The sequence below is a fragment of the Vibrio sp. D420a genome (assembly GCF_030248625.1).
Lineage (GTDB): Bacteria > Pseudomonadota > Gammaproteobacteria > Enterobacterales > Vibrionaceae > Vibrio > Vibrio fortis_A.
The window spans coordinates 1-18,116 of record NZ_JAHGAN010000012.1; the positions used below are offsets into that span (position 1 = coordinate 1).

Sequence of the window (18,116 nt, forward strand, 5' to 3'; positions counted from 1 at the left end):
CGTCTGTCGATGGTACACCTTCGACAATTAAAGTGACGATCAATGGTACCAATGACGCAGCTACGGTGAGCAGCGCAACTGTGGCTGTCGATGAAACTGACTCAGCAATCACAGCTTCAGGCACCCTAACCAGTACCGATGTCGATAACCCTGACAACACCTTCACCCCAGATACGATCACAGGCACTCATGGTGACCTAACCATAGACGCTAATGGTCACTGGGTATTCACCGCCAACAGCGCATTCAACCAACTCAACGTTGGCGACAAAGTTGAAGAGACGTTTACGGTAACGTCTGTTGATGGAACACCTTCGACAATTAAAGTAACTATCAACGGCACCAATGACCGCCCGACCATCTCAGGTACCTCAAGCGGCGCAGTCATCGAACAGGGCTTAAACACAGCAGGAAAACCAGGCGCGACAGGCTCTCTAACAGCAACCGATTTAGATAAATCTGACACAGTCACATGGGCAATCAATCAGCCCCAAGGCCAATGGGGAACACTGTCGATTGATCAGAATGGACATTGGCACTATCAGCTAGACAATTCGACCGGTGGTGCCGCGGATAAGCTTGCGGCTGGTGAGCATCAGTCTGAATCATTCTGGATCACCGCTACCGATTCAACTGGAGCAACAGTCCCTCATAAAATCGTTATCGATGTGCAAGGTAGTAACGACAAACCGATTGTCAGTGCGTGGACTCAGCTTCCTGCGGGCAAAGAAGATCAACCTGTAACCATAAAAGCTTCTGATTTGCTAACGCATGCAAGCGATGTTGATAGTAGCGATGTTTTGCATGTGTCGAATCTGCAAGCCACTCACGGACATCTGGTCGACAACAAAGACGGCACTTATACCTTCACGCCGGACAAAGATTTCAATGGTGAGATTCGACTCACCTATGATGTCGTTGACGGCCATGGTGGTAGCGTCAGCACTCAAGCTAAGTTGGACCTTACCGCAACTCCAGATAACGCGATTATTACCGACGCACAAACCAATGCAGGCTTAAGGGGAGTGACTGAAGATCGTGGTTACATAGATACCCACTACCAATTGCATTACGACGGCAAATTAAACATCCAAGACCCTGATGCGGGAGAGGCTCAGTTTGACCCGAATATTGGTCCGCAAACCTATCAAGGTATTGGCTACGACACCAAACTCGGTGGGCACATACTGCTCATGCGCGACGGTCACTACACTTATACGCTCGACAACCGCAACATACAGAACTTAGCGCAAGGTGAAGTTAAACACGATTCAGCCGTTATACGTTCAGCAGATGGTACAACACATACGATAGAGCTCACGGTTCATGGTACCAACGATGCCCCAACCATCAATGCACAGTCGCACTCTGTGACTGAAGGTGGAAGCGTGCTAAATGGACAAATGGTCGGCCATGATATTGATACAGGCGCAACACTGACCTATTCCATAGCGAAACCCGTTGATGGACTGACTTTTAACGTAGATGGTAGTTACAGTTTCGATCCAACGAATGCAAGCTATAACCACCTTCCTCAAGGTAAGTCCCAAACTCTAACCATTCCTGTCACCGTTACGGATGAACATGGTGCAACCTCGACACAAAATCTAGAGATTGTCGTCACTGGCACCAATGACGCCGCCAAGGTATCAGGTGTCGATATAGGCAGCGTGCACGAAAACCAAGCAGGTCAGGATATGTCTCCTGATTTCGCTCAGCCTGGCATGTCCAAAATAAGTCATGATGGATTAATGACAAGCGGTCAGTTATCCATTATCGACCCTGATTCTGGTGAAGCAGGATTTGATACTAATGGCGGACTTTACTCTTATCATGGTCAGTATGGACACCTGTTACTTCGCGAGGACGGTCACTGGGACTACAAAGTTGCCGCTGGTCAGACTGACTGGCTAAGACAGGGCGCGAGCACCACCGTGGGCTCAACCATCGACAAGCTCGGTGCTGGAGAAACCCTAACCGATACCATCACAATTCAAACCAAAGATGGCACCACCCATGACATTGTAATCACCATTCACGGTGACAACGATGCACCTTATATTTCTGGCGAAGTAAAACTAAACTCTGGCAAAGAAGACCTGCCACAGATCATCACTCAGGCAGAGCTACTCGCTAACAGTATCGATGTTGATCACAACGATATCGGTCAATTAAATGTGGCTAACCTCTACGCAAATCATGGTTCTATTCTGGACAACAAAGACGGAACTTATACTTTCACCCCAGATAGAGACTACAACGGAAAAGTACACTTCACCTACGATGTGCAAGACGCACATGGAGGTACCACCCACACTGGCGCAAGTACCACCCTCGTAGCGACCCCAGATAAAGCCATTATCTCTGAAGTGACCACCGGAAGTGTTATTGAGGATGGGCCACATGCAACGCACAACAACGGCACAACAACTGAACTAGCCAACGGCCAACTTCAAGTCATCGACCCAGATAGCGGCGAAGATAAGTTCCAATACAGCCAATTTGGTGAGACTCGAATTCACGATCCGTTTGGTGGCATGCTTCGAATTGATAGCGCGGGTAATTGGGGCTATAGCGTCGACAACGCGGCGCTTCAACATCTAGCGCAAGGGCAAGTTGAAACGGTTACCTATCGAGTACACAGCTTCGATGGTACAGCTTACGACTTAAATATTGATGTCGTCGGCACCAACGACACCCCAACAGTTACCAAGGTGGTTCTAAGCAACGGCACGGAAGATACAAACTATCAAATGCAGGCGAGTCAGTTCGGATTCACCGACGTCGATACAGGCGATACGCTGCATTCCATCGCAATCACTGACCTGCCACCAGCGGCTCAAGGTAAGTTTGTACTCGATGGACACGATATCACCGCTGGTCAAAATATTGCTGTTGCTGATATCGCTAAGCTTCAGTTTGTCCCGACCCCAAACTTTAACGGTGATGTTCAATTCAAATTCACGGTGAATGACGGACATGTCGATTCACAAGAAGCAACTAACACACTACACATTGACGCGGTTAGCGATGCAGCACAGTTCACTGGCGACGATACCGGAGATGTTCATGAAGGACATACCTATACAGCGCCAGACGGTTCTATGTCTGGCGGATACGTCGATGATCGTTCACCAGATCATATGCATGGAAACATCGGTAAAATATGGAACGATGAAATACACACTGATGGCCACTTGAACATCGTTGATCCAGATTCTGGTGAAAGCCATGCTCAAACAGGTACTTACCAAGGTACACACGGACATGTGATACTCCAGAGTAACGGAGATTGGAGCTATTACGCTTCGATCGGCCAAGATGCAACGGGTAGAAAAATTGATCATCTCGGTCAAGGTGAGTCAATAACGGATACCGTCACCGTCAAATCGGCTGATGGTACCACTCACGACATTCATATCACCATTCATGGCGACAATGACCGCCCGTACTGCTCTTCAGAAGTTCAGCTCAACAGCGGAAAAGAAGATCTCGCACAAACCATCACAACAACTGAGTTGCTTACAAATACTGTCGATGTGGATACTAACGATGCCGGGCAACTCTCTATCGCAAATCTGCATGCGGATCATGGCACTCTCGTCGACAACAAAGATGGTACATTTACCTTCACTCCAGACCATAATTTCAACGGTAAAGTGCATTTCACTTATGACGTCAAAGATGCTCATGGTGGCGTTACTCATACTGGCGCGTCTACCACGTTGTTACCGAGCAATGATGCTGCCACACTGCAACCGACACTCGCCTCCAACTTTGTGACTGAAGATCATCTAAAATCGGGAACAAGCACCAATGAGTTATGGTCAGGTTGGAAAAACCTCGATATTCAGGATATTGACTCGACATCGGAAGCGAAAGTTTCTCAAATAGAGGTCAACGGCGTTAAGCATACGGTACCAGCAAACTTCGCGATGAATCTTGCAGGCGTCCACGGTACCTTCAACTTCACTCATTCAACCGATGGCCACGATAAATGGAGCTACAGTGCGGACAATAGTCACGCTGAAGTTCAATCACTGAGTCATGGTGATTCTCTGACTGATACGATCACTCTAATTACCGCAGATGGCACACGAATCCCGCTGACAGCCAAAATCTTAGGCACTGATGATCATGTGATTATTGATACGCCTGACGCTTTAACCGCCGCATTAGGAACGGCTGTTGAGGACAAGGTTACCTCTATTTCAGGCACCTTACTCGCACACGATTCCGACGGTAAAGATTCCGTCACCTTTACCACAGGTAACTCTGTTGGCGCTTACGGTACGTTTCATGTGGATAACAATGGGCAATGGCATTATGACCTAGACCACTCAAAGGCCAATGCGCTACAACAAGGTGAGACCAAGGCAGAAGGCTTTGATATCACAGCGATATCGACTGACGGCTCAACCGCAACCAAACATATTGAAGTGCTCGTTCAAGGGAGTAATGACAAGGCAACGATATCCGTTACCTCAAACCCTGATGTGTATGAAGATCGCTCTTCAACGCCTGTCGAGATCATATCTGGTAAACTGAGTGCCCTCGATCCTGACCATGACCAATCAGCATTCTCAACGGATGTGGGCAAACGCCATGACCCATTTAACAGTGGCGTGCACGGTGGTCTGCACATTTCCAAAGATGGCTCCTGGACCTATACCGTTAACAACAGCCAAATTCAGCAATTAGCTGCTGGGCAAGAGGAGCATGTCCAATACAACGTACATACTGTTGGCGGTGATTATCATGTTATTGATATTAAGATCGTAGGAACCAACGATATACCAACCGTATCGGCAACCACTCTTGCCCATGGCACGGAAGATACACACTATCAAATGCGGGCGAGTCAGTTCGGTTTCACTGATGTCGACACTGGCGATACGCTACACTCCATCGCGATCACAGATCTGCCGCCCGCGACTCAAGGTAAGTTTGTACTCGATGGACACGATATCACTGCTGGTCAAAGTATCGCGACTGCCGATATCGCTAAACTTCAGTTTGTTCCAGCCACTGACTTTAACGGTGATGTTCAGTTTAAATTTACCGTCAATGACGGACATGCCAGCTCTGCAGAAGCAACCAACACATTACATATCGATGCGGTTGGAGATGCCGCAACAATATCAGGTGTAGACACAGGTAGTGTCACCGAAGATAGGAATGTCCACCCTTCAGTACAAGGTAACTACTCTAATAAATTAGAAGCTCAGGGACACCTTACGGCCATCGACCCAGATGCGGGAGAATCAGGCTTTGATTACCACACGCTGCTCAGCGCTCCCTCACACCCTAACTGGGCACCCTACCAGTCCGCACTTGGTGGTGAGTTAAAGATAGATCAACAAGGAAGATGGCACTATTACATCGACAACCGTAAGCCAGAAGTTCAAAGTCTAGGTGCAGGTGAAACGCTCACGGATACCGTCACTATCCAATCTAAAGATGGCACGCCACATGTGATTACTCTCACTATTAATGGCACCAATGATGACCCCGTTTTATCGGTAGCCCAAACCACTCCAACAACGGGCACGCTGACCGAAACTGATGTTGACGTGAACGACACTCATACCTTCTCTGTCGTCAATTCAACAGGCCAATTCGGTTCGCTATCAGTCGACCCAGATTCGGGCGCGTATATATATACAGCCAACGGTTCGATTGCTGGAATGAGTTATAACGCGGCGACACACACATATCACGGCACAGATGTGTTTGAAGTCAAAGTGGCTGACAATCACGGTGGTGAGTCGTCAAAGTTCATCACCTTTGATGCCAACGGTCATGTTTCAGTTGTGCCAGGGCAATCACCGACGATTTCAACCTCTGTGCCTTCCAACCCACTGGTAACGACCACGCAACCAAGTTTACCAGCAGGGACAAACACTCCGCCAAATAATGCAGTCACCGTCGACTTAGCGGTATCTAGTGATACTGGTACTTCCGATACCGATAACCTCACTAAAGACAGTACACCGACAATCACCGGACACACGGACATTCCTTACTCACAAGTCACCATCTATGATGGCTCCACTCCTATTGGGCATGCGGTGTCTGATGGCTTGGGGCAGTATAGTGTGGCGGTAAGCAGCTTATCGAATGGCGACCATAATCTCTCTGCCAAAGCGTTAGCGCCTTCTTCCGTTTTACCAGCAACATCATCCAATCTTCCATTACATGTTGATACTGTAGTCGCACCGCTACAAGTCTCGTTAACCCACGACACAGGAAGCAATTCGTCTGATTTGATTACTAGCGATGGTTCATTAACTATCACTGGGCAAGAGGCAAGCGCAACCGTTGAGTACTCGACCGACAACGGACACACATGGACATCGAGTTTCACCCCTCAACAAGGCTCAAATACGGTCACCGTGAGACAAACTGACGCCGCAGGAAATGTTTCCGCGAGCAGTTCTTTAACTTTCACTCTGGATAACACCGCCACAGCACCAAGCGTTTACCTTACTTCAGATTCAGGAAGCTCCTCTTCAGATAATATTACTAACGTTGGAGATCTGAACGTTGGAGGCATCGAACAAGGTGCAACAGTGGAATATTCTACTGATAGTGGTGTGCATTGGAGTACTCAGTTCACTCCGAATGAGGGTGTTAATAACGTTCAAGTTAGACAGACTGATGTGGCGGGTAACGTATCTCCTTCTGCATCGCTCACCTACACCTTAGACACTCAAACCGACATACGTGTGAATTCTGCACAGGTAGACCAACATGGTCAAGGCATGATGGTGCAAGTGTACTTGCCAAAAGATTCAGAAGTAACGCTTCTCGAAATTACCAGTGACGGTGGTGGTGCGCCTCTTCTTGTCGACCTGAAAACAGTGCAGAGACAAGGGACTGGTACAAGTGTTAGTCACCCTGACCACCAATATCAAGAGTTTGTTGGCATAGACTTGTCTTCGTTACCTGATGGTAATTTAACGATTAGAGTCGCAGGCACAGATGCTGCAGGCAATACCGTTACAGCTCAGTCATCAGCGAGTTCGAATTATGTATTAGACACAACCGCTAGCGTCAGCGACGACACCAACACAGCAATAGAAGACTCAACAATTCCAGTCTCAGGCAACCTACTGAGTAACGATGCTGATGCGACTACCGTTACCACTACGGGTGACATTCAGGGCACCTACGGAACATTCCATTTAAGTTCAGACGGTAGTTACACTTACACCTTAAACAACCAACTGCGCGTGATTCAGCAGCTTGATTCTACTTCATTACCTCTCGTCGATAGTATCGCCTACACTGCAAGCGACAACCATGGCAACCAAGCGACAGCGCATCTAGCAATATCAATCCAGGGTACCGATGATAACCATGCCCCCGTCGTCACTGCCCATTCTGTTTCAACGGATGAGGATACAACTCATACTTTTTCTACCGCCGAATTTGGCTATACCGATCAAGATGGTGATGCCCTTCACTTCATCACTGTTGGCCAGCTGCCTGCAAATGGTTTATTGCTTCTCAATGGCAAAGCTGTAACCACCAACCAGCAAATCAGTAAGGCTGACTTAGACGCAGGGCACCTAACCTTCACACCAATTCATGACCAGAATGGTGCTAACTATGCCAACATTGGCTTTACTGCGAATGACGGTCATCAGGATTCAACAAACGCGACAATGATTCTAAACGTCAATGCGGTAAACGACGATCCAACTGTAGGTTCTAGCTTCAAGAGCTCTACCGAAGATACGCCTCTACGCTTTACGAAAGCCGATTTCAAATACTCCGATGTCGATGGTGACACACTGAGTCATATCACCATCACTAATGTGGCACACGGAACACTGAGTTTAAATGGGCATAATGTGAGTGTTGGCGATGATGTTTCCGCTGCGGATGTTTCTTCGTTAGTCTTCACTCCAACACTCAACTACTCCAGTGCTGGTTTAAACGGACTAGGAGCTGTCCAATTTACAGCGAATGACGGCCACACTGACTCGAAAGAAGGATCCATATTCATTAATATCGCCCCTGTCGATGACCCTGCCACATTCAGCGGTGACTCCACTGGTCGCGCTCAAGAAGATACTCACACCCAAGCCTCTGGCACATTGAGTGTGACTGATCCTGATGGCACACAAGGTTTCATTGCCGTTCAAGGTGGCGCAGGCATTGTGGGAAGCAAAGGATACGGACACGCGCACATAGACAGCAACGGGCATTGGACCTACAACCTCTATAACAACCACGCGATTGTTCAACAGTTGAAACAAGGACAAACTGATACTGAGACAATCACCGTACAAGCGAAAGATGGTACAACTCATGACATCGTCATTACGATAACAGGTACTAACGACGCACCTACTGTCTCAGAACACATCCCAGGTAGCAGTCACTCAGTAAATGAAGACACTAACCCGAACGCTAGAGGGCAACTTGATATAAATGACATTGATGGTGATGCAGTTAGCGTAACTGTAGACCCAAGCCAAAGTGCTCAATTTGGTTCTGTTCAATTTGACAGCCAAACCAACACTTGGGCTTATCACTTAAACAATGCCAACCCTCAAGTCGATGCATTAAACGACGGTGACACACTTACAGATAGGTTCACATTGCTTGTCGATGACGGGCATGGTGGTCAGGTTTCGAAAGAGATTGTCATGACCATCAATGGTCACACCGATCCTGTACCCTACACGCCACCAACCATTAGTGTCACTGTCGATACAAGAAATGCTCACCATGTGACTGCTGGTATTACCGCAAGCACAGTACAAGCTTATGCTCATAGCATCGGACAATCCGCTCGAACAGTGTCAGGGCATCATGAGATTGAAGGCCATGGGCAAAGTGAAATATACATTGTGCAAGGCAGCCTCCACGACGAAGCCGAGCTAAAGAGTGGTAACGATATCTTGTATATAGGAGGTCGATTAACCGACGAGGAAATAGAGGGTGGGAGTGGTCACGATACGCTCATTCTAGGTGCTTACAACCGTAACAATGCACCAAGACTGCACAGTGACAAAATAGGTAATATGGAAATTGAAAGCATTGAAAATATTATCTTGGGTGACGGCACGGTATTGAAAGGACACTTGCCGCCTAACTTCCCTCTAGCTACACACGATCACTATGAAGTGCCCGTTAATATCCAAGCCCATTTATCTTCCAGTGATGAATCGGTTTCAAGTATTCGACTTACCCATCTACAACAAGGGTTAACGCTGCAAAGCAATGGACATAACATCAATGCTAATCAGGATGGTAGTTACACCGTTCCAGCCAATGGGCATTTGGTTGTCATATCCGCACACCCAATCAATAGCGGGCATCACTACTTTGAAACAGAGGTCACTACGCATAACTCAGTAACAGGCGTAACCGCGGTAACAACAGAAGATTTACACGGACATATTCAAAGCCATGTGAATCCGCCGCCTCCACCACCGCCGCCAATGCAACACGATGAGCCAGACTTCTCACCGTTAGATAGCGTACAGGACTTTACGGTCACTTTAGACGACTCGTTAAGTGCGGACACACCTGTGGAAAGTCATGCTCAAGTTAGTCATGAACACCCTGTTGGTGCAGCGGCCTATTTGGATGCCCTAGGTATTCAGCCGAATGCATCGCCTACCACAGGGCACGATCAGCCTGCTGACATGGACATAGTGCTTGCACAAGTCGACCAACAACATGCTGCAGATTACGAACAAACGCATTTAGATATGTCGGATGCACTTGAACACCATGATGCAGCCAATAACCATAACCAAGATGATGAACACCATCATCACAACGACGTAGATGGACTACCAGACATAGATCCAAATAACTAATGGTGGGTGATTAATCATTAGTGAAGTAAACAAAAGGGAGCACACCATGTGCTCCCTTTTTAATGGTTGTTTCTTGTATCGTTCTGAACAAAGAAGAGTTGTGACTCTTCGAGTTACCTTTCTCCAAATGCAACACTGATATTGGTGTAGATCGGCTTCCAAAGGTATTGAAACACCGATTTCTCGCCCGTCGTGATATCTACCTCGCCCGTCATGCCAGGAAGAATAGAAAAGCTTTCAGGGTTATCACGGAAGTATGGCGTTTCCACTGACACCACCACTTCATAATAGATTTCACCTCGTTCACTTTGGCTGGTGGTCGGTGAAATGCTCTCAACCTCCCCTTTTAAAGCACCAAAACGGCTGTAATCAAACGCATCAATCTTGATTCGAGTTGGCTGGCCTACGTTCACGAAACCAATATCCCTCGGTGATAAGCGAGCTTTAAAATCTGCTTTACCCCCGACAGGAACGATCTCCACCACAGTCCCGCCCGGTTGAATAACGCCGCCGTTCTGCGTACTTGGCAGGCTTTGTACCAAGCCTTGTAGCGGTGACACTAACATGGTGTTCGTCAATTTCGCTTGGCTTGAACGCACTCGTGCATTAAGTGCAGACAAATCTGATACCGCTTTGGATCGATCTTCACTTACTTTTGCTTTGGCTTCAGCAAGAAGTTGTTCTATTTTTTGCTCATTACTGTCTGCCTGCTTAATCAAAACCGACTTCTTGCCACGAGCTTCTTCAATTTTCTGCTCTATGCTGGCCAACTTCTGACGCATTTCAAGTACACGTAAACGAGAGATGTTTCCGGCCTTATAACCTTTTTCTAAGATGTTCAGTTCTTGCTTAGTGGCACTTAGCTCTTTGTCGTAGCTAGGTAGAGACTTTTCTACGACACGAAGCTGCTCTGCTATCTGCTCGCTGTCCTTTTCCAACACAATGCGTTTTTGATAGTAGAGCCCTTTTTGAGCATTTAACTGCGCCTTTTGTTGGCTAACGATCTCCGGGAAATCAATTTCAAACTCCCCAAAATTCGGTTCACGATTGTCTAGCAAAGCGTTCATACGCTCGATACTCGCAAGCAAAGTTACTTGCTGAGATTTCAACTCTTCGAGAGCTGTACGCTGGAAAGTCGCATCAAACTCAACAAGCGGCTGCCCTTTCTCTACGAGTTGACCTTCTTTAACGAGAATTTGCTTTAACTTGCCACCGATTGCGCTTTGTAATACTTGCTTTTCCCCTTCAGGAATCACCGCCCCCTTTGCTTTAGCGATTTCATCCACTTGAGTGACCACAGACCAAGTGACAAAAGCGATAACACACAAGGCAACGGACCATGTCGCCAGCGCCAATGTTCGAGCTGTATTTTGTGATTCAACAAGCTCGCCGTAACGCTTGCCAGTCTCGATAGTTTTTTTAGCCATTAGCGACTCCTTGCTTTGACTCTACTTTTTGCTTTGGTAACTCTTGTGTGTCAGATAACTGCTGCTCTTGAGACTCTGATGGCTGTTCGAGAGGACCTGCATAAACCACTGCACCCTCGTCTAACACCACGACTTTATCAGCGAGCTTAATCAAGTCAGGATCATGCGATGTATAGATCACCGTTGCTTTTCCTTTCTTCATCGCCAAGAACTCACCGAATACACGTTTAGCATTGGGATGGCCATCAGGCACCGGATTATCCATTAGGAACATCGGGTAGTCATACACCAAAGCTTTGGCGTCAATGAGGATCTGAGCGACAGTGCCTGACAACATGTCAAACAGGCTATCCGGCTGGATGCTGCTGATAGAGGTATCCAGTCCATCTGGTAATGTGGAGAACCAGCGTTTGCCTCCAACCATTTCAATGGCTGATATCATTTTCTGCTCTTCAACCTTATGCCCATCACTCAGCCACTCTCGAATACTCAATGTAAGTAAGTCGGGGTATGCGGCGCGAATGAAACACCAGTGTCGATAGAGCTGCGGATCGTACTGAGCAAGGTTTACCCCTTTCAGCTCTACCATGCCGTTCTGAATAGGCTGTAAACCAGACAAGACTTCAATTAATGTCGACTTACCACTGCCTGAAGGGCCAGTGATCGCCACAATATCACCCGCTTCAACATCAAAACTTACCCCATTCAATGCAGGGCGACTCTGTTTAGGGTAACGGAGAGTCACTTGATCTAACTTCAAGTTCGGAGCGACCGATGGCAATGGATGATGCTGGTAACTAAATTCACGTTCAGACGGCTGAGACAGAATACGATTTACCTGCAGTTTGGATTGATTAAAGCTATTAAAACGCATCGCGCTGTTGGCCAACACCTGCGCAGGCCCAGTCACTTTGGAAATCAACATCATTGATGCAATCAAACCACCGGGTGTCATCACTTGCTCGAAAATAAGTCCAATACCTAAGCCCATAACAGCCAGTGTTGAACCCACTCCAATAAAGTAATAAATCGAGGTGTATCGACTTTGCAGAACCGATTGATTAAACGTCACCGTAGAGGCAAGCAAATTGGCTTTTTGGAAACGTTGGATCCAGTGCTCTGAAAACCCAGCACTGCGAATAAAGGCAAGCTTGGACGACAACTCATTCGTCATATTTTGACGATTCGTGCCGGCTACCGTCGATTGCATTGACCGCTTACCACTCGAACGTATCGAACGCTTAGCTAACAGGTAATACAGAACCAAAGAGACAATTGGAACCAGTACCAACCAGCCTCCTAGCACACCTATAGCCAGGACAAAAATGGCAATGAAAGGCAAATCAAACAACGCATTACCGAGTGGTCCTGATAACACACCTGAAATACGCTCAGACAACATCACTTGGTTTTGTTGACTAGACGAGGCCGTTTGCTGATTTTGAGCATAGCTATTTCTTAATAGTCGCTGCACAAGAGACTGAGATATCTCTCGGCTGACTCGGTTGGACACAGAAGCAAACACTCGACTACGCAATGTTCTTAACCAGCCCATCATCACAAACAACAAAGCAGCCCCAATGGCTATTCCTTGCAGTTCATGCCCGGCATCGCCACCGATTACATGGTCATAGATCGACATCGTGATGAATGGCACTGCGAGAGCAAATAGATTGGTGACAAAGCTGACCAAGAGCAATTTAGGAATAATAGGACGAAAAGCATGTAACCGTTCACCAACCCAATCCGGAGAAGCCTTCTCCAATGGCGCCCCTTCGATCACAATGCAAAATTGAGGAACCTCTGAAAGGTCTTCATTGCCATCAACAGCCACAAACTGTTTTGACTCCAAGTGACCAGAAACCAGTTCATTTTCACTTAGAACCAGCAGAACTAATTTGTGATCGCCGACCTCACCTAGGTTAGCAACCAAGCGATATGGCAATGCAAGCCTATCAAACAGGGCAAACATATCATCTATTGATTCAATGCCGTTCTCATCAACCCATTGGCGCGCGAACAGTTGGATATTCGCATTTACTTCCAACTCCTTGAGCACAGAAAGGCTTTCAGTTTCCAGTCGGTTCATCAGCTCATGTTGACCGTCTGTTTCGCCATGGCGATTAGCATCTAAACGATTCATGCAATGACCTCCTGCTGATTAGAACTGTCTTCGGCAATCGAACCGTTTTCTACTCTAATTGTTCGACTCGCTATTTCGCGAAGTTTTGCATGGTAGCTCACCATCAATATGGTTCGCCCTGCCAATACTTCTTCTTCCAGCACCTTAACCAGGTTACCGAGAGCATTGAGATCGAGCGACGAATCCGGCCTTTCTAGCATGAGAACAGGCTTGCTACTCGCTAATTGAGCCGCAATATTGAGCATTTTAATGTTGCCCATACTCAACAACGAAGCACTTGTATGGCCAATTTGTGTTTCTAATCCATCAGGTAAACGGGTAATTTCTTTGGTTAATCCTAAGCGCACAGCATAGTCATTGGCGCTTTGTGTTCTCTCAGGATCAAATCCACATAAATTATCCAGAATCGTGCCCGAGACTAACTGCCCTTTTACCCCACAGTAAGCTGTGACTTGAGCGACAGATGCAATAGAAACGGCTTCGCCATTAATGAAACATTCACCCGCGGTTAAATCATCAATCCCGGCAATCGAAGAGAGTAAGTGACTATTGGTATGGCGATCTTCACTCTCTAACAACACCAATTCGCCTTTATTGAGCCTCACATCCGCACTAGCGAGTTCACCATATCTTTCAACGCTGGCTTGCTTGATTTCCAAAGTCTCAAAGCCAGAAAAGTTAAGATCAGAAACCGCAGACTCAGACACTGATAAGTCTCCTAACTTTTCTATTGCCTGATTAGCACTATGGATTGAATTAAGCTTGATTCGAACCCCAACCAGAGCGCTAAGCGGCGCCACCGCTCTACCCGATAAGATGGAGCATGCTGCTAACCCACCCGTGGTTAATTGACCATCCAGTACCCACAAACTCCCGGTAATCACCAACAGAACAGAAGTCGCAAGCGCGGCAAGCTGAATACACTCTTGAGCGAAAGCATTCTGTTCTTCTTCTTTGGCTTTCGATTGAGATCGGACATTATTGAGCGATTTAAACTGGTTAAAAATTCGAGATTCAACAGCCTGACGTTTTATGCCCTGAATGGTTTGGCTAAGAAGAATTAAGAAGGCTTTTCTCTCCTGCTCATCTTTAGACGCTTCTTCACTTAAACTTTTCACGCGGATAGAAGACAGCCAAACAATACCAAGCGTAATGAGCCAAACTGCCACAGGTATCGCCACTAATTCACCGCCGATATAAGCCACCAGCCCTAGAAAGATCAACGCAAAAGGCAAGTCAATAAATCCAGAGATTATTCCACCAGAATACCAATCCTTAACTTTGGATACCGATCCTAGCCCCTCTTCGACACCACCTACACCGAGCTTACGCAGGTGGCCTGATGATGCAGTAGTCACCCTTTCAACCAAAGTTTGGTAAGTCGCTTTTTCTGTATTGCTGGCCGCCGCAGACAAAAGCCAAGTGCGAACAAAACGTATGAGTGCTTCCATGGCTACGGCTAGTGTCGCCCCGGCTAAAAGCAGCGTGGCCGTACCATAACTTTGATTGGGGAGAATGCGATCGTAGATCTGGAGAACCGTTAATGGAACGGCTAATGACAAGAGGTTAATAAGTAAAGAAGGCAGCAAGACTTTCCTTACAACCCCTTTGTTTTGTACTGACGTTACGGGCATACACAATCCTTATCCATGCTTATGAAATAAGATTGGTACATAGTTTCATGTTGTGCAAGGTAACAAGCTGAATTTAAAATAAAAAAACTCGTTTTATCACCTGCCTAATTTCGAACGTATCGTTGTATCTCTACAGCATCAATTTGACTAGGATCCATAAACTCTTCAGCAAATCGTTTATAGACACCTGACGTAAGGAATAACTCAAACAGATCCTTGTCTAAATGGTTGTCTTCCACCATGAAGCTCATGATTCGAATCGATTCTGACAATGATTTAGCTTGCTTATATGGTCGGTCCGCACTGGTTAGTGCTTCAAACACATCCGCAATAGCCATAATTTTAGCTGTTAGCGGCATCTCCTCCCCTTTGAGCCCCATCGGGTATCCTGTTCCATCGATTTTTTCATGATGTCCCCCAGCAATTTTAGACACATTGCGCATATGTTTAGGAAACGGAAGAGACTCAAGGATTTGGATGGTTTGAATGATATGGTCGTTGATGATGAACCTTTCCTCGCTCGTTAAGGTTCCCCGTTGAATCGATAAATTATATACCTCTCCTAAATTAGCTTGGTACGTTGTAGGCTTCAGCGTAAATCGTGCTTCATTAGTTGGAGGGAAATCCCAAGGAATCAGATGTTCTGGGCGGTCACTTAACAGCGGTTCAATAACAGGAAGTTCAACATCCTCTTCGAAACGTTGTTTTTCAACCCATGAGATGCCCATAGTTTTGCTTAGAGTCCGTGTCCATGTTTTCGCAGCTATCTCTTCTAAACGTTTGAGCGCTTCATCGTCAACGAATTCACTGCCAAGGTTAAGGTTAGCGATGAACTCAAAATCCTTGTCAATTTGTGCATGGCGTTGAGCCAATTGTTCATAATATTCGTCTGGTAATTGGAGGGTATTTTGCTTGAGTAAATCGAGTTCGCTTTCTCTTTTCAGAACTTCAAAACGCATCCGAATCTCATGAATACGATCATAAATAGTTTCAAGCTTTGTTGCTTTATCAACAACATGTTCTGGGGTCGTTATTTTACCGCAGTCATGCAGCCAACTCGCCATCTTTAGTTCGTCCCACTGTTTGGCATTAAGCTTAAAGTGATTGAACGCATCACCTTCCGACTCATGTGCGGCTTGTGTTAACCACTGCGTAATGATTGGAACTCTTTGACAGTGATTTCCTGTATATGGCGACTTTTTGTCTAGAGAGCCTGCGAAAACTTGGATAAAAGAATCTAGCAATGCTTTTTGGTCATCAAGCATATTGTGTGTTTCTATGGTCACTGACGTAAAACCTAACAGCGTGTTTAAATAGTTTGCATACTGTTGGTAATATTCTTGTGCCCCGCCATTCTCATACAAAACGCCAAAAGAGCCAATTACTTCACCTGAACGAGAGGTCAGCGGAATAAAAATAACCTCGCCGTTACTCAATTCCTCCATTTGAAACTCGATACGGGGAAGTTCGCTCACACTGAAAACTGTTGGCTTTTTTTCTACGAATATTTCTCGAATGAAACGGTTCGCATCTGAAACCGGCACATCATCAGCCTGTAACTTGTTATCGTGAAGACCTTCCCACCAAACAAACTTAGGAACTAAGGTTTTTCCTTCGACATCCAACAGGTAAAGAAAGACACCATTGGCTTCGACAGCATGAGCAGTATCTCGGCAAACTAAACTAAGCATGTCATCCAAATTTTCTTGCCTAGCAATATTATGGGTTAAAGAAATAAACTGCTTTATGGTCTCTTGCGTCGACATTTGGGCATAGTTGAGTTCATGAATCTCTCGGATAAAATTATCTTCCAAGGGAGTATCATCAAACCTAAAGCGTTCTATTTCTAACGCTCTTTTGGTTACTCTTTGTATCGGTTTAGAGATGTAAGTGGATACCAAATAAATAATTGGCAACATAAGGATGAGTATAAGAAGAGATGCGTAAATTGTTTGGCTTTTGACTAATAAACCACTATCAAACAAATCCGCAGTTTTAGTCGCCATTAACAGATGGATATGTTCGCTATTCAAAGGCTTGATTGTAACGACCTTTCCTAGCCAGTTCTCTCCTTCAAATTCAAACTCACCCAAAACTCCCTGGTTGTGGTCTTTGTTTCCATCCAATAGTTTTAAAAGCACATGGTTCTTTAGATCATCTATGGCTCGGGGCTGGGTCTCATTCGAGCCGTGATTTGCAATCATCGCGTAGACATCACCTTCATCGTTATAAAGTGCTCTCAGTGATGAATTGGTCGTAAGAGTATCTTTCAAAGAAGCCTGCAAATCCTCCAATAGCACTCCAGCGGTCACAATGGTGTTGTCATCACTTTTTCGAAAAACAGTAATACCAAGTGAGTCACCTCCCAGAATCGGGGTAGGTTTTGACACCTTGTTAGCATCACGAGTTGCCAAATGCTTCCATTTAGCAATGTTGTTTAATAGCGGCTCGACATTTAAGTCATTGGCGTACACTTCTCGAAACTCACTATCCAAGCCTTTGGTATAGAGGCTGTCACCCATAGTATGTATCAGCAAATACTGAGTTTTAGGATCTACAGTGAACTGCTTACGAACCGCTATTTTATCAAGGTGAATGACTTTGAATAAATCACCTGATGGATAATGAAAGGAATAAGAAACGATATGTGGGAACTGCTCTAGGAGGTAGGTGATCTTTGGCAGCAACTCTTCTCTATCTTCAAGAGTCGCTGCTTGGTTTTTCCCACTAGCTGCTGTTAAGTTCCCACTATGAGCAAAGGAACTTAACGCTGAAAAAGCCGTACTGTAATGGCTATTGAGTTTATAGCGAGTTTCAAGTTCAATACGGTCAAACAGCTTACTGTTAGCTTCTAGAATAAGTGTCGATAAGCCTTTATTGGTAACGAAAATCTGAACACCTGAGGCAATAACGACAATCAAAATGATGATTACCGTTAAATGTATATGTATTGGTAACGCTTTTGTATTCTGTCTCATTATCGCTTACCCAATTAGATGACTATCTACATTTAAAAACATAGTCTCTAATTTGATTAAGCGTGCAGTTTCTTTGTTACCTTATCTATTGA

5 protein-coding genes are annotated in these 18,116 nt (G+C 45.9%); 1 reads left to right on the top strand and 4 read right to left on the bottom strand.

Annotated elements, in window-relative coordinates; genetic code table 11:
• Window positions 1-32: 32 nt before the first annotated feature.
• Window positions 33-9,842: a VCBS domain-containing protein gene (locus KI743_RS10010; protein WP_285466230.1), complete on the top strand. Its 9,810-nt coding sequence runs from the start codon at window positions 33-35 to the stop codon at window positions 9,840-9,842.
• A gap of 113 nt (window positions 9,843-9,955) precedes the next feature.
• On the opposite strand, the gene KI743_RS10015 is transcribed toward KI743_RS10010, so the two are convergent.
• From KI743_RS10015 to KI743_RS10030, 4 genes are all read right to left on the bottom strand, one after another.
• Window positions 9,956-11,269 carry an HlyD family type I secretion periplasmic adaptor subunit gene (locus KI743_RS10015; RefSeq protein ID WP_285466232.1) on the bottom strand — a complete coding sequence of 438 codons (1,314 nt, stop codon included), beginning with the start codon at window positions 11,267-11,269 and terminating at the stop codon, window positions 9,956-9,958.
• The gene (locus KI743_RS10020; protein ID WP_285466234.1) at window positions 11,262-13,412 is read right to left on the bottom strand and encodes a peptidase domain-containing ABC transporter; all 2,151 of its coding nucleotides are present in this window, start codon (window positions 13,410-13,412) and stop codon (window positions 11,262-11,264) included. Before KI743_RS10020 ends, KI743_RS10015 begins: the two co-directional genes overlap by 8 nt.
• Window positions 13,409-15,046 carry an ABC transporter transmembrane domain-containing protein gene (locus tag KI743_RS10025; protein WP_285466235.1) on the bottom strand — a complete coding sequence of 546 codons (1,638 nt, stop codon included), beginning with the start codon at window positions 15,044-15,046 and terminating at the stop codon, window positions 13,409-13,411. The genes KI743_RS10020 and KI743_RS10025 overlap by 4 nt, the downstream gene beginning before the upstream one ends.
• 104 nt (window positions 15,047-15,150) lie before the next feature.
• Window positions 15,151-18,024, bottom strand: coding sequence for an HD-GYP domain-containing protein (locus tag KI743_RS10030; RefSeq protein WP_285466236.1), 2,874 nt, complete (start codon window positions 18,022-18,024; stop codon window positions 15,151-15,153).
• Window positions 18,025-18,116: the final 92 nt, after the last annotated feature.

Coding starts and splice junctions, on each gene's coding strand:
- KI743_RS10025 (WP_285466235.1), bottom strand. CDS start 15,046: ATGCCCGTAACGTCAGTACAAAACAAAGGGGTTGTAAGGAAAGTCTTG.
- KI743_RS10020 (WP_285466234.1), bottom strand. CDS start 13,412: ATGAATCGTTTAGATGCTAATCGCCATGGCGAAACAGACGGTCAACAT.
- KI743_RS10015 (WP_285466232.1), bottom strand. CDS start 11,269: ATGGCTAAAAAAACTATCGAGACTGGCAAGCGTTACGGCGAGCTTGTT.
- KI743_RS10030 (WP_285466236.1), bottom strand. CDS start 18,024: ATGAGACAGAATACAAAAGCGTTACCAATACATATACATTTAACGGTA.